This is a genomic window from Rhodococcus sp. SB1D, from assembly GCF_048573875.1.
GTDB classification, from domain to species: domain Bacteria; phylum Actinomycetota; class Actinomycetes; order Mycobacteriales; family Mycobacteriaceae; genus Rhodococcus_F; species Rhodococcus_F qingshengii.
On record NZ_JBMAIQ010000002.1, the window covers coordinates 157669 to 171970 of the forward strand.

15 protein-coding genes are annotated in these 14302 nt (G+C 61.3%); 9 read left to right on the plus strand and 6 right to left on the minus strand.

The features are described from left to right. Positions 1–21: 21 nt before the first annotated feature. A complete protein-coding gene (locus ACN50D_RS06225; protein ID WP_249342808.1) occupies positions 22–1542 on the minus strand; it encodes a PucR family transcriptional regulator in 1521 nt (506 codons plus the stop codon). 175 nt (positions 1543–1717) lie between these two features. Here ACN50D_RS06225 and ACN50D_RS06230 point away from each other — a divergent pair, with 175 nt between their 5' ends. Both ACN50D_RS06230 and codB read left to right on the plus strand, forming a co-directional pair. Next, positions 1718–2182 carry a nucleoside deaminase gene (locus tag ACN50D_RS06230; protein ID WP_003940577.1) on the plus strand — a complete coding sequence of 155 codons (465 nt, stop codon included), beginning with the start codon at positions 1718–1720 and terminating at the stop codon, positions 2180–2182. Next, positions 2179–3510 (plus strand): cytosine permease, encoded by a 1332-nt coding sequence (gene codB, locus ACN50D_RS06235; protein ID WP_211920981.1) that lies wholly within the window; start codon positions 2179–2181, stop codon positions 3508–3510. Before ACN50D_RS06230 ends, codB begins: the two co-directional genes overlap by 4 nt. Before the next feature lie 94 nt (positions 3511–3604). Here the strand turns inward: codB and ACN50D_RS06240 are convergent, their stop codons facing one another. Both ACN50D_RS06240 and ACN50D_RS06245 read right to left on the minus strand, forming a co-directional pair. After that, positions 3605–4450, minus strand: coding sequence for a mechanosensitive ion channel family protein (locus ACN50D_RS06240; RefSeq protein WP_003939801.1), 846 nt, complete (start codon positions 4448–4450; stop codon positions 3605–3607). A gap of 93 nt (positions 4451–4543) precedes the next feature. After that, a complete protein-coding gene (locus tag ACN50D_RS06245; RefSeq protein ID WP_156519441.1) occupies positions 4544–4816 on the minus strand; it encodes a hypothetical protein in 273 nt (90 codons plus the stop codon). Between the two features lie 125 nt (positions 4817–4941). Between ACN50D_RS06245 and ACN50D_RS06250 the strand changes: the two genes are divergently transcribed. From ACN50D_RS06250 to ACN50D_RS06265, 4 genes are all read left to right on the plus strand, one after another. After that, positions 4942–5580 (plus strand): DUF2461 domain-containing protein, encoded by a 639-nt coding sequence (locus tag ACN50D_RS06250; RefSeq protein ID WP_003939783.1) that lies wholly within the window; start codon positions 4942–4944, stop codon positions 5578–5580. A gap of 428 nt (positions 5581–6008) precedes the next feature. Next, the gene (locus ACN50D_RS06255) at positions 6009–7001 is read left to right on the plus strand and encodes an ABC transporter substrate-binding protein (protein WP_007729992.1); all 993 of its coding nucleotides are present in this window, start codon (positions 6009–6011) and stop codon (positions 6999–7001) included. A gap of 83 nt (positions 7002–7084) precedes the next feature. After that, positions 7085–7870 carry an alpha/beta fold hydrolase gene (locus ACN50D_RS06260; RefSeq protein WP_030536544.1) on the plus strand — a complete coding sequence of 262 codons (786 nt, stop codon included), beginning with the start codon at positions 7085–7087 and terminating at the stop codon, positions 7868–7870. Positions 7871–7940: 70 nt separating this feature from the next. After that, positions 7941–8669, plus strand: a complete 729-nt coding sequence (locus ACN50D_RS06265) for a Clp protease N-terminal domain-containing protein (protein WP_080552754.1) — start codon at positions 7941–7943, stop codon at positions 8667–8669. Here the strand turns inward: ACN50D_RS06265 and mqo are convergent. Then, positions 8653–10095: a malate dehydrogenase (quinone) gene (gene mqo, locus ACN50D_RS06270; RefSeq protein ID WP_050654569.1), complete on the minus strand. Its 1443-nt coding sequence runs from the start codon at positions 10093–10095 to the stop codon at positions 8653–8655. The genes ACN50D_RS06265 and mqo overlap by 17 nt on opposite strands. A gap of 95 nt (positions 10096–10190) precedes the next feature. On the opposite strand from mqo, the gene ACN50D_RS06275 reads away from it, so the two are divergent. Next, positions 10191–11099 carry a LysR substrate-binding domain-containing protein gene (locus tag ACN50D_RS06275; protein ID WP_249342806.1) on the plus strand — a complete coding sequence of 303 codons (909 nt, stop codon included), beginning with the start codon at positions 10191–10193 and terminating at the stop codon, positions 11097–11099. Between the two features lie 58 nt (positions 11100–11157). On the opposite strand, the gene ACN50D_RS06280 is transcribed toward ACN50D_RS06275, so the two are convergent. After that, positions 11158–11361 carry a cold-shock protein gene (locus ACN50D_RS06280; RefSeq protein ID WP_003939930.1) on the minus strand — a complete coding sequence of 68 codons (204 nt, stop codon included), beginning with the start codon at positions 11359–11361 and terminating at the stop codon, positions 11158–11160. A 346-nt stretch (positions 11362–11707) separates the two neighbouring features. On the opposite strand from ACN50D_RS06280, the gene ACN50D_RS06285 reads away from it, so the two are divergent. After that, on the plus strand, positions 11708–12757 hold the full coding sequence (locus ACN50D_RS06285) for an ABC transporter substrate-binding protein (RefSeq protein ID WP_307850434.1): 1050 nt from the start codon (positions 11708–11710) through the stop codon (positions 12755–12757). 46 nt (positions 12758–12803) lie between these two features. After that, a complete protein-coding gene (locus ACN50D_RS06290; RefSeq protein WP_030536547.1) occupies positions 12804–13523 on the plus strand; it encodes a dienelactone hydrolase family protein in 720 nt (239 codons plus the stop codon). Here ACN50D_RS06290 and ACN50D_RS06295 read toward each other — a convergent pair whose 3' ends face one another. Next, entirely contained in the window at positions 13524–14249 is a 726-nt protein-coding gene (locus ACN50D_RS06295) for an SDR family NAD(P)-dependent oxidoreductase (RefSeq protein ID WP_211920979.1), read from the minus strand. It lies immediately after the preceding gene. Positions 14250–14302 lie beyond the last annotated feature (53 nt).

A 14302-nucleotide genomic window follows, 5' to 3' on the forward strand; every position in this document is an offset into this window, starting at 1 on the left:
CATCATCGCAGAGGTTGTCGCTCACCCGGGGAGACGCTCGAACGCAGCTTGTGGATCAAGGCCGGTGCGCATGCGCCATGCGGTCAGCGCAAGCCCGAGGCAGACCACCTGTGCCGGATCGTCGAGGGAAACACCCATCAGCTTCTCGATACGAGTGAGCCGTGCATAAAGCGACTGGCGCCGAATGCCGAGGAAATCCGCGGTTCTCGCCTTGCCGCCCCGATGTGCGAGGTACGCGTCGAGCGTTCGGACGAGGTCGGCGGAATGTGCTGTGTCGTAAGCGATCAGCGAACCGAGTTGCTCCGTGACGAACGAGGACAAGGAAGCGGGCGTCGTGCCGGCGGCGAGCAGTCGTTGGACGCCGACGGCCCTGGCGAGGATCACTCCGGTCCGGGTGCCGAAACGCCGTGCGATCTGGACGACTTCGCGAGCTTGCGCGACCGCAGCCCCGACGCCCGACAGATCCGCGACCGGCGTCGCCACTCCGAGCGTGCGTACCGCGGAACCGCCCGGCCCGCGGCGTAGCAGCTCGTCGGCTTCGGTGAACGCAGTCCGCACTCGAGCGGGGGATGCGGACGCCCACCCGTGCGCGAGCACGATGACGTGATTGGCCGCAGTCCCGACGACACAGGAGCCGAGCACGGCCCGCACGGCGTCGCGTACTTGGTCAGCGAGCTCTCGAACCGGGGTTTGCCGATCGATGTCGACAGCGGCGACGAGGACGTGGTGCCCCTCCGACAACGGCGTCCACCCGGCCGCTGTCAGTCGCTCGGACAAGTCGCCGTGCGATGTGAGCACACCGCCCACCACGTCGGTGATCACCGATTGGGCGAGTGACTGTCTTGGGCCGAGATCGCCGTGACGGCCGAGTTCCAGAGCTACCGCGACGGCGGCGCAGTTTGCGACGGCGGTTCGGCGTGTGGTTGCCGGCCCGCACAGGACAAGTCGACCGAGTGAGTTCGTCGGGCCGCGTACGTCGTGGATAGTGCGTTCGGTCTCGGATCGCTCTGCGCCGGTTGTGCTGCGCTCGACGGTTCTGCCATCCGCGTCGAGCAGATCGACGCCGCACCCCGCGAGTCGTGACACCTTGTCGAGCAGCGCGGTCATGCCCTGGCCTGCAACCACGAGACTCAGAAGTTCTTGCCAGACAGGCTCGCCCGCTTGCGCCGAACCGAGAGTGCGGCGGAGCATGAGGTCGTGAAAGTCTTCGACCATCCGCTCGAAGGGCACTACTGCGTGCAGGGCCAAGAACGCGAGTCCCCGTCGGCGCGAAGCTTCGACGAGTTCGGGAGGGGCCGTGAGGAACGAGCGCCCGACTTCCATCGCGAGTGCGACGCATCCCGCGTCCGCCAATTGGTCGATGTAGGCGGTGAGCTGCTCGGGAGATCGCCCGTGCAGACCGAGGCCCGTGGTCAGAAGGACCTCACCTCCGGACAGCAGCCCACCCATTTCGTACACCTCGGACGAATGGACCCAGCGGACCACCGCGGTATCGACGTCGCCCGCGAGCACCTCGATTGCGGCGGCCTTGAACGAGGGCATCGCAAGAACTTGTCGCAGAGTCGGGAGCATTTCTATATCGTCCGCCGAGGGGGCACTTCGTCATAGAGCTAGTTCTGCCGAACTGACAGGTTGTCCCTTGTCGGGCTGTTACCACCGTGGTCGGATTGTGACACGAGCCACAATCGACGATTTTGGTCAGACTCCAGGAGCGCACATGAATCATCCGGCACACACCGATGAGTATTTTCTCGGACTTGCGATCGAACAGGCGAAGATCGGTTGGGAGGAGGGCGGCGTGCCGATCGGCGCGGCGCTGATTCACCGGGGCGAGGTTCTCGCAGTCGGACGTAACCGTCGGGTCCAGATGAACAGCGCCATCCGTCATGGCGAGACCGACTGCATCGAGCGCGCCGGACGACTGCCGGCCTCGGTGTATCGCGAGTGTGTCCTCTACACGACTTTGTCGCCGTGCTTCATGTGCGCCGGAACGGCTCGCCTGTACGAGATCCCTCGAATCGTGGTCGGCGAAAATCGTTCCTTCGAGGCATCGGAGGAATGGTTGCGCAGCAGCGGAATTCAGGTCGACGTCGTCGACGACGCGGAGTGTGTGGCACTGATGGACCGCATGCTGGCCGAGCGCCCGAGCCTGTGGCTCGAAGACATCGGCGAAGTTGTATGAGCAGCGCCGTCAAACCTGCCACGGTCGCAGGCGATTCGGAGAGCGCAGGCCACCCGATCGATCCAGACTATCCCGTCACTCCGGTTCCGCTTCATGCACGTAAGCCGTTCTTCTCGCTCGCGGTCGTGTTGTTGGGGTTCACCATCTTCACGCCGACGATGTTGGCCGGAGCAGCACTCGGTACCGCGTTCTCGTTCTGGAAACTGATGGTGGTGATCGCCGCCGGATCCGCCATCTTGGGGGTCTACGTCGCCATGATGGGGTTCGTCGGAGCCCGAACCGGACTGACTACAGTTGTGATGGCGCGCTACAGTTTCGGCACTCGCGGGTCCAAGCTCGCTTCGATCCTGCTGGGCGGTACTCAGATCGGCTGGTACGGCGTCATCATCGGCACGATCGGCGATCTCACCGCCCAGGCGCTGGGCTGGGATTCCTACCTCGCCAGGGCGTCGGTGATGATCGCGGCGAGCATCTTGATGTGCGTCACCGCCTGCTACGGCTACCGCGGAATGTATTGGGTCTCGCTCGTCTCGACGCCCTTGATCCTGGCGTTGGCCTGCTGGGTCGTGTTCAGGTCCCTCGAAGAGGTCGGTGGATTCTCCGGCCTGGTCTCGGTTCAACCGCAGACGACCATGACGATCGCGCTCGCAATCACCACTGTCGTCGGCACGTTCGTATCGGCGGGAACGCAAGCGCCCAACTGGACCAGGTTTGCCCGTTCCGGATCACAAGCGGTGTGGGCCTGCGTTATCGGGTTCCTCCTCGGAAACGGATTGATGATCCTGTTCGGCGCCATCGGAGCCATCACGTTCCACGAGGGTGACTTCGTGTTGATCCTCTACAACCTCGGGCTTGTCGGCTGGGGCCTGGTCTTGCTGTTCGGAAACCTCTGGAAGAGCAACGCAGACACCGCATACGCATTCGGAGTGGCCGGTGCCGAACTGTTCAGAAAGCCCCGCAAGACCCCGTTCGTCATCGGTGGATGTGTGATCGGCACGGCGCTCGCTCTGACCGGTGTGCACAACCATCTGGTCGACTACCTGAGCCTGCTCGGAACTTTCATCCCGCCATTGGGCGGCGTGATCATCGCTGACTTCCTGTGCCGGTGGCGGCGAGGCATACCCGAGGGGTACACCCCGCAGCCGGTCCACTGGCGAAACCTGGCCGTCTATGCCGTCGCAGCGTTCCTCGCTTGGCTTTCCGGTGAGTTCGAGGTGGGAATCCCGCCGCTGATCGGAATCGTGGTAGCCATTGCACTGACGATGTTCCTGCACAAGGCGTTTGGCAACAGATCGGCAGATCGGGAGGTCTCGACCTCCACCGTCTGAATCATGCTTCAGGCACCAGCGAGCCCCCGGCGGTATCGACCGCGCCGGGGGCTCGCGCACTTGATGGAAAGGGCAGACGCTTCCGTCTCAACCGTCATCGCAGAACAGGCAGGTACGGTGCCTCGATACCCTGCTCTTCGAACGCAGTCAGAGCCGAGCGCGCAAATGCGCGCTGGACTGCCCATTGGCGCCCAGGCTTGACCTGCGCCGTCACTCGAATGGTAATTGCCTCGGCAGTAACCGAATTGACTCCCAGCATCTCCGGCTTGTCGATCATGTCCGCCCTGATCGGTTCGGACTCTGCCGCCTCGAGGACAGCTCGCGTCGCCACCTCACACGCTTTGTGCACGTTCGCATTGTGGGCGATCGGGAGATCGAGAACTGCAGTGGCGTAACCCTGACTCATGTTGCCCACTCGCAGGATTTCGCCGTTGCGGCAGTACCACAAGGTGCCGTTCACATCTCGAATCGTGGTGACGCGCAGGCCCACTGTTTCGACGGTGCCGACCGCGTCGCCGAGATCGACGACGTCGCCGACACCGTACTGATCCTCGAGCAACATGAAGATGCCGGAGAGGAAGTCACGCACCAGGTTTTGTGCACCGAAACCGATGGCAAGGCCGATGACTCCGGCGGATGCGATGAACGGCGCGACGTTGATCCCGAGGATGCCGAGAATCTGCAGCACACACCAGACCAGGATGACGATGGACACCGTCGATTTGAGTACCGAACCGATGGTCCGGGCTCGCTGCGATCTGCGCTCGTTCACCTTGGCGTTCGGAGACTTGCGAGGCTTCGACATTCGATCGATCCCGCGGTGCAGTGCGAAGCGCAGAACGACTGCGAGCGCCACGTAGATCGCGATCTCGACGGGTCGGTGAATCAACCAGTCTCGGTTGGTATCGGTCAGTTCCCATGCTTGTATTTCGGAAATCATCCCCATGCAGTCTACGGATTCGGGCCGATCCGGGCATCGGTGCAGGGCAGCACCTCGTTGATGCCAGAGATACGCGGTTCACTCAGTTGTGCTCTATAGCTGTGAGTGCCAGCCTGCGGGTGGTGCTGGTGGAGGGCTCTGTGAAGCTTGCACTGAGCCGTGTTGCTGAGCCGCGGCGGATCGCGGTGTGGGCGTGGCGCGCATGCGAGCCGAAAGTGCCACAGCAAGTGCTGCTATCGCAGTCACCAACGCGATGACGGCGATGATGAGAACGGGAATGTTCAATGGGGCTTCCACGACTACCGGGGTTGGTTGGAAGACTTCCTGGGCCAGTAGATCCGTGAATGCCGACAGTCTCGGTGTCATGTATTCCCCCCCCTGTGAGTAATTGTTGTTCCACCTGGCCATATTTCGGGCAATTCGCGGGCACGGCAAGAGTCCATTCGGATGACACGTCGGTGGTGCTTGTCAGCCCGGGCTAGGCTTACGCCATGGCTGCGTTCACTGGCATACCCGTTGCTGCACTCGACTTCTACGAAGACTTGGAGGCCGACAACAGCAAGACCTGGTGGGCAGCGCACAAGGAGACGTACGACGAAGTGGTTCGTCGTCCGATGGCGTCGTTGACCGCGGCGTTGGAGGACGAATTCGGCACGGCCAAGCTCTTTCGGCCGTATCGTGACGTTCGATTCTCGAAGGACAAGATCCCGTACAAGACGCACCAGGGAGCGTTCGTCGGTCTCGCCGAGAGCTGTGGCTACTACGTGCAGATCGACGCGGCAGGGTTGATGGTGGCCGGTGGATTCTACGCCAGCAGTTCGGAGACCATCGCGCGTTATCGTGCGGCTGTCGACGACGACGTTCGAGGCCCGGAGCTCGAGAAGATCCTGGCCTCCGTCGAGAAGGCCGGATTCACGATCGGCGGCGACAAGCTCAAGACGGCGCCTCGCGGATACACGGTCGATCACCCGCGGATCGAATTGCTGCGTCACAAGTCGCTGACTGCTGGTCGTAGTTACCCAAGCCCGTCGTGGCTGGACAGCGCCAGGACATTGAAGGAAGTTCGCACAGCGTGGCGCGCACTGACGCCTTTGGTCGAATGGTCCGGACAGGTGCTCGGACCGAACTGACCGTCCGACAGAAAAGTGTGACGTAGCCGTAGGAGAGTTCACCTCGAGTTCATCAAAACTCGAGACGCCTGGGGCTAGCGTGGTGTGTGTAACCGAAAGTTTCGGCCCCGCTTCGAGTCGCAGCGCCGCAGTTCGAAGCCATTTTCTCTCGATCGACATCGTGAACAACCCGTGTCAGTGGAGACCATCATGGCTATGTTTCTCGCTCTCGTCCTGATCATCTCGGTCCTCGGAATCGTCGGCACCTACCTCGCGTTCAGTGCGGTCTACTTCGTCGAGATGCGCAAACTCGACAAGTAAGGGGTGCGAATTGGCCTGATTCGACTATTTCTGGGCCGATCGCGACGACCCTCCCTGCGTACGCTGTTAGGGCATCCTTATCCGCTCGCAACAGTGGATGATTCATTTCTTTTGGAGGTTCGACACGCATGCCCGCTCAATCCACGCTCTTGCTTCCCGAGGGCTACTCCGACAACCGCCTCGTTTCGGACCTCACACGTCGGCAGTTCGGCTTCGGTGCCGGGATCGCCGGGCTGGGCGCGTTCCTGGCGGCCTGCGGTGACAGCGGGAGCAGTTCGGGTGAAACCGAAATGCGTTCTGTGACGACACCTCTCGGAACGTACGACATTCCTGTCAATCCGAAGAGGGTTGTCGCGATCGACTCGCGGCTCGATCTGGAACCTGCTGTAGCTCTGGAACTTCCGCTCGTCGGCTACACGTACGCCCAGGCGACACCGTGGGTGCCTATCGATTCGTCGGTACCGTTCCTGTCGGAGATCCCCAACCGCGAGCAGATCTTGGCGCTCGAGCCCGACCTGATCGTGTGCCTGAACTACGAGAGCGAGTGGTGGCCGGTGGCCGAGATGTCCACCATCGCACCGGTTCTGACGACAGAGTTCACCGACGACTGGCGCACAAACCTCTCGCGGTTGTCGGGCTGGCTCGGTCGAACGGCCACACTCGATCGATTGACGCTCGACTACGACAATCTGATTTCCGACATCCGCAGTCGTCATGCCGAGAAGATTGCGTCCAAGACCGTCGCCAGTGTCTCGTTCATGCCGGACACGAACACGCTGTACGTCACGAGCATCCGTACCTCCGAGAAGGGCGACAAGCCCAGCGACATGACGCTCGGCGACATCGGTGGCAAAACCGCCACCTCGGAGGGGCTCGATCCCGAGGGCGGCGTCAGCCTCGAAGGCCTCGACGTGCTGGCCGGCGTCGACGGCTTCATGATCACCGAGAACGAGGACAGTGCGGCGTACCAGGCATTGGTGGCGAGCAAGCTGTGGCAGCGACTCCCGGCAGTGCAGGCGGGCAACGTCACCAGTCTGGGTGGCTCTACGTTCTACGGTTCGATCTACACGATTTCGTACGTGGCACAGGGTTGGGATGCCCTGTACAACAAGATCAGCTGAAGCCACTGCCGACCGGACCGATGAGTTTAGGTAACGCGGGCGGTCTAATCAGGTAGGCATTGACCAGACCTGAGGAGATCGACGTGCAAACAGAGCAATCCCCAGCGGTAGTGCAATCCCGCGACGGTACGACCATCGCATACGAACGCTCCGGTGCCGGACCAGCAGTGGTCCTGGTCGCCGGAGCGTTCTGCGACCGCGGATGGTTCGAATCCCTGGCTGCAGAGTTGGCGGCGGACTTCACGGTGTACTCGTACGACAGGCGCGGACGCGGGGACAGCGGTGACAGTCGCGCGTTCTCGATCGACGCCGAGGCGGAGGACTTGCGGGCGGTCGTCGCTGCCACCGGTGAAACACCGCTCGTTTACGGATTGTCGTCGGGTGCCGCGCTGGCTTTGGAGGCCGCTGCGCAGGCCGTTCCGATGCGTAAGCTCGCCGTCTACGAGGCGCCGTACATGGACGACGACCAGCGTGACGAGACTGCCCAAAGTGACCTGGAGCGATTGATTGCGGGCGGCGACAGGGAAGGTGCTGTGACGCGTTTTCTGGATCTGACCGGTGCATCCGCGGAGATGGTCGACGAGATCAAGCGGAGTGCCGATTGGCCCGACATGTGCGCCATCGCGCACACCTTGCCTTACGACGTCGCTGTGTGTGATCACGGCTGTCAGTCGCTCGACTGGCTTGCCTCCATTACCGTCCCCACGTTGGTCATGTACGGCGGTGACAGTGGTCAATGGGCACCTGCCTCGGCGACGAGAATCGCTGCAAAAGTCTCGGGGACAAAGACTTTGGAGATCCCCGGTCAGGGCCACGGCGTCGCCGACGACGCTATTGTCCCGGCTCTGCGTGAATTCTTTTCCGGCTGAGCACTGGGCGGCGAAGACGATCGTCAACCTAGGGTTGACGTTTTCGATTGCGTCAACCTATGGTTGACGCATGAGCAAACCAGTGGAAATGACCAACAAGGTTCGACTCGACGACCTCATCGACGCGATCAAGAAGGTTCACACCGATGCTCTCGACCAACTTTCCGACGCCGTGATTGCCGCTGATCATCTCGGTGAAGTTGCAGATCACCTGATCGGTCACTTCGTCGACCAGGCGCGCAGGTCGGGAGCGTCGTGGACGGAGATCGGCGCGAGCATGGGTGTCTCGAAGCAGGCTGCGCAGAAGCGTTTTGTTCCCAAGGCGCCGAGTGATCAGAAGCCGATGGATCCGAACGAAGGGTTCAACCGGTTCACTCCCCGGGCGAAGAACGTCGTCATGGCCTCGCAGAACGAAGCCCGCGCCGCCGGTAACGCAGAGATCCAGCCGGAGCACCTGCTCCTGGGGCTCGTCGAGGAGCCTGCCGGGTTGGCTGCGAAGGCGATAGTGGCGCAAGGGGTGGAGCTCGGATCCGTCCGAGCTGCAGTGGCCGGTGTACTACCGACTCCGACTTCCGAACTACCAGAACTCATTCCGTACGACGCTCGTGCGCGCAAGGTCCTGGAACTGACGTTCCGTGAGGCTCTTCGCCTGGGCCACAACTACATCGGAACCGAGCACATCCTGCTCGCGCTGCTCGAACTCGAAGACGGATCAGGTGTTCTGGCTGATCTCGGAATCTCGAAGTCGGTGGCGGAGTCGAACATCGTTGGAGCACTGGCCGTCATTCAGGATCAGTGATCGGTGTCAGTGCCGGCATCAATTCCTTAAGTGCCGGCATCCATTGCTCGATGTGGCTCGGAAAGCACTTGGCGAGTACGTCCGTCATCACAGATGGTGCAACCGAAGCTCCCGGCGATGCACCCAGGAGACCGGCAATCGATCCCTCTGCGCTGGTGATTACCTCTGTGCCGAATGTCAGCATCCCGACCTTTCTCGGGTGAGGCTTCACCAATTGGGCGCGCTGCCCGGCCTGAATCAGCTTCCAGTCTGCGGGATCGGCCTCGGGATAGAAGCGTTGCAGTGCGGCAAACTTGCGCCGTTTCGATGACAGTAATTGGCTGAACAGGTATCGGACGAGCGAGATGTTCTGTATTCCGACAGCAAGCAATACTGCGACGTTTCGGAATCGGATCGTAGCGAACAAGTCAGTTAGCTTGCCATGCTTGAGGAGTCGTGTGCTGAAGGTGGCATACGGTCCGAACATCAATGACGGGCAGCCGTCGACCACACGCCTGTCGAGATGGGGGACCGACATCGGTGGTGCTCCGATCGCGGCCTGGCTGTACACCTTCGCGTTGTGGGAGTCGACGACGGTGCGTTTTTCGGTATGCAGGAACTGGGCTCCGAGAGGGAACACCGCATAGCCTCGAACCTCGGGAACTCGCGCCTTCTGAAGAAGCCTGAGCGCGTACCCGCCTGCGCCGACGAAGACGAATCTAGATCTCAATTGGAACTGAATGCCAGAGATAGTGTTTCGCCCACAGATGAGCCACGTGCCGTCTGTCATGCGCTGGAGTGATGTTACGTCGTGGCTCGTGCGGATGCGTGCACCACGATTTGTCATGGTGTGAAGCAGTTCTCGGGTCAGAGCACCGAAGTCCACGTCTGTACCTGCTGCGTATCGAGTCGCAGCTATCGGTTCGGAATCCATTCGGCCGCGCATCATCAGCGGCGCCCAATTATTGACCGTCTGAGGATCTTCTGTGTACTCCATGGCTGAGAATTCGGGTAATCCATGTAGCGTGGCGTGGCGCTGACGTAGATATTCGATGTCTCGTTTGCCGAAAACGACGTCCATGTGAGGGGTTGGGTTGACGAACGATGGGGTTTGTTTCAGCTCGCCGGTTTCCGCGAGTGATCCCCAGAATTGGCGAGACAGGTGGAATTGGTGGCTGATCTCTACAGCTTTCGCGGGGTCGCTGGGGTCGGGCATGTAGTTCAGTTCGCATAGGCCCGAATGGCCGGTTCCTGCGTTGTTCCACGCGTTGGAGCTTTCGCCGGCGGGTTCGCCGAGCCGTTCGAGTACCTCGATGGACCAATCGGGTTGGAGTCTTGCGATCAATGTACCCAGCGTTGCCGACATGATCCCGGCGCCGATGAGTATTGCGTCGAGTGGGGGCTCTTCGGAACCAGGTTTCAATCCCGACGGTGGCGACGTGAACATGGGCGGCCTTTCCTCAGAGGTTGGGGTGTATGTGCATCGTGGCCCCAAACAGACTCATCCGTCCAATGAAGAAACCATCGGTTTATGATCCGAATATGGATGAGTTTCGATCGGCTGAAGTAGAAGGGCTGGCGCCGCTTCTGGCGGCCTTCGATGTGGCCGCGGAGGAAGGCCACATCACGAGAGCTTCCGACCTGCTCGGGATTCCTCAGTCCTCGCTCAGCCGGAGATTGAAGACGCTCGAAAAGACGCTGGGATTTCAGCTTTTTCAGCCGGTTGGGCGCCGGGTTGCACTGACCTCGGCAGGGCGCGAATTACACGAACTAACTAGCCGCCTCGTCAAGGAGCTGGACAACGCAGTAGGTCTGGTCCGTAGTAACGCGGATCCGGAGGGTGGCCTCGTACGATTCGGGTTTCCACTGACATTGGGCCCGATCAGCGTCCCGTCGCTGCTCGCAGAGTTTCACGAGGCGGCGCCGCGGGTGCGATTGAACCTTGTGCAAGCGCATGGGGAATCACTCGCGCAAATGGTCCGAGACGGGCGTCTGGATCTTGCCGTGATGATTCCAGCGCCGGAGGACTTGCCTACAACGCTGTTGGGGCATCAGCAAATACTTCTGCATGTGGGTACTGGACATCGATTAGCGGCGAGAGATGGTGTCGACCTCGCGGAACTGGTCGACGAGACATTCATCGCGAGTCCGCCCACCTATCACCTTCGGATGTTGCTCGACTCTTGCTGTATGCAAACCGGATTCGAGCCGAGGGTTGCATTCGAGATCACGGAGTTCGAAACGATTCGTGCCCTGGTCTCGCGTGGTCTCGGTATCGCGTTGCTCCCCGTCGCCGAGGTCGATCACCCGGATCTCGTCGCTGTTCCGGTAACGGGCGTTCGCGATCGAACCATCGCGTTGGCCGTCGGCAATTACCGCCTGACGCCCGCCGTAATTCGACTGCGTGATCACCTGATTGCTCGTGCAACAGCGCTTCTCGGGTCGCCGTAAGGACAATGCAGAAGAGGGCCGCACCCTTGCGGGTGCGGCCCTCTTCTTGTGTCACTGATTAGACAGCGCGCACATTGGTGGCCTGAGGACCCTTCTGGCCCTGGCCAACCTCGAACTCCACACGCTGGTTCTCGTCGAGCGACTTGTAGCCGTTGCCCGAGATTTCAGAGTAATGAACGAACACGTCCGGTGTTCCGTCGTCGGGAGCGATGAAACCAAAGCCCTTTTCGCCGTTGAACCACTTCACGATGCCCTGTGCCATACCGATACTCCCTACAAACTCGATCCGGGCCCTCACATCGAAGTCCCGATCTCGATATGTCTATCCTCCCACGCCGCGCAAGTCGAACGGTGGGCGACGTGCAAAAGACGGTAATTCGGAAGCTTTCGAGGAGGGAATGGCAACTGATCTTCGACTGATTTTCGACGCTGGAGCGACCCGATCGCCGAAGGCAGGGACTGGTGGCTCGCCCAACTGCCTGCGGTGATAGATCAGCGGGAATGTACTTGTCCGCTCGAGAACGGTCCATCTTTATCGCTCCGATCTCTCGGAATCGCAAACGTAGGAACCCTATGGAAGATGAGGGTGGGCTAACCTCTCTTTCGCTGTGCCCTCGGCGCGCGCAGCAGTCGCCGAGAAGGAGAGTGCATACATGTACGGAACGATTTGTGAATCCACGACGTCTGAACTTGTGGACCAGCTCAGTCGCCGTGGGTTCTTCGGGGTCGGCGCAGTGGCAGCGGCCGCCATCCTTGCGGGGTGTTCGACTACATCAGATGCTTCTGATGCCGGCGAACAACGTGAGGTGATCAATGCGCTCGGAACCACCACGATCTCGGGAAAGCCGGAAAGGATCGTTGTTGCCAGCGACTTCACGGATCTGGAATTCCTGCTCTCGCTCGGCGTTCACCCAGTCGCCTACGGCAACACAGGATCGTGGGACCGCGGTTCACTGCCTTGGCAGAGCACCGCGGGAATAGCCGACCTCGAAAGCTTCGGCACCACAGGCGAAATCAACCCGGAAATCATCGCGCGCTACTCGCCGGACCTCATCATCGGAATGAAGACTTATCTCGAACCTGCAGCCGAGAGGCTCAGTCAGATCGCTCCGGTCATCGCGCTGGACTGGACCACCTCGTGGCGTGACGGCGTCGCCACGGTCGGGCAGGCCGCTTTTGTCGACGAGGCTGCTGCTGCAGCGATCGCCCGGACCGACGCTCTGATCTCCGACACCGCAGCTTCCCTGAACGGCTTCGGTGGCAAGACGATCATGATCGGCTCGATGTACGGCGATCAGTTGTATGTGCAGGGGGATGCCAGTGCGCCCGGGGTTCTGCTGCGCGAACTCGGACTCGACTATCGCGGATACAACGCCGAGCAGATGACTGCGCTGTCGATGGAGCAGGCGGAGGTACTCGCACCCGCAGACATTTTGCTCAGCCTCGCTTCTGATCAGGAAGCGACGACGAGGTTGGAGAACTTCGCAGTTTTCCAGAACCTCCCCGCGGTGAAGGCGCGAGCCTATGCGCCGGTCGAACTTCTGCTCTCGAATGCCTTTGTCGACAATTTCGGTCCACTGAGCGCACCGTACGCCTTGCCGCAGCTCGCCGAGGTCTTGACCGGGCTTGCGGCGGGCCAGGGAAAACAACTCCCCTGACCTCGCTTCCGAGCGTACGGACCCTGCGTCGGCCTAGCATCGAAACATGGTGGACATAGATCTGACGGGCCGCGCCGCAGTAGTCGGCGGATCACAACCGCTGCGAGCGATACTCGAAACCCCCACTACCCCCGGCCCGTGGCCGGGGGTAGTGATGATTCACGAGGCCTTCGGGCTCGAGGAGGTGATGCAGCGGCAAGCCAAGCGGCTGGCCGCTGCGGGATTCCTGACGCTCGCTGTCGACCTCTACAGCGCGGGCGGGGCGAAGCGGTGCCTAGTGCCCACCATGACGTCGATGCTTCGAGGACACGGCAAGGCGTTCACCGACATCGAAGTCGCTCGCAGTTGGCTGGTGGAATCCCCGGACTGCACCGGAAAGATCGGTGTCATCGGATTCTGCATGGGCGGCGGCTTCGCGATGGTCAGCGCCGGAGATTTCGACGCTGCCTCGGTGAACTACGGTCAGCTTCCACGCAAACTCGATGAGGCCGTGGTGGATGCGTGCCCGATCGTCGGGAGTTTCGGAGGCAAGGACTTTTCGCTCCGGGGCGCGGCAGCGAAGCTGGAGACGGCGCTCAGCAATGCCGGTATCGAGAACGACGTCAAGGAGTACCCCACCGCCGGCCACGCGTTCCTCAACGACGCGGAGGCCGGACCCAAGGTGCTTCGTCCTTTGGAGCGCATCCTCGGAATCGGTCCCGATCCTGTTGCAGCGCAGGATGCCTGGAAGCGAATCGACTCGTTCTTCGAGCGCCACCTGGCGTGATCAGCGACTGGTTCTCTCACCGCCGTTGACTGCCAATACCTGACCGGTGATCTGCCGGGCACCCGGTGAGGCCAAGAAATGGACGGCTGATGCGATGTCGTCCGGGGTTCCGGCGCGCTTGGTGCTGGTGGATTCGATCAGCATCGCGCGACGCTCGTCCGTCAGAAAGTCCCGGAAGAACTCGGTGTCGGCGATGTAACCGGGGGAGACGATGTTCGCCGTGATGCCTTCTGGGCCCAGTTCGGCGGCCAGATCGACATTCCACGTCGCAACTGCTGCTTTGGCAGCGCCGTACGCTCCAGCTCCCTTGTCGGCGGCAATCGATCCGATGGTGATGACGGCACCGCCACTGGGGATTCGATCTCGAACTGCTGCTGTGGTCAACACTGCCGAGATCAGATTGGAGTCCAGATTGGCCCGCCACCCGGCGGCCAGGGATTCCAGATCTGACGGCGCTTCACGATCGAAGTCCGTGTTACCGCCGGCGCAGTGCGCCACGACGTCGATGGTTCCCGGAAGCGAATCCTGCAGCCGCTTCAGGTCTTTCGGGTCGGAGTTGTCACAAGTAAAGGCGTGAACATTATCGCCCAACTCCTCCGCGGTCTTTTCGAGTGGTTCCGTGCGTCGGCCGGTGACAAAAACGGTGTCTCCGTCCCGGGCGAACGCCGCTGCAACTGCGCGCCCGATCCCTGTTCCGCCGCCGGTTACCAGAACTGTGCGTGTCATGCCTACCTCCGTGAGCTACGTTTAGACCTATACGAAGAACGTATCATTTAGAG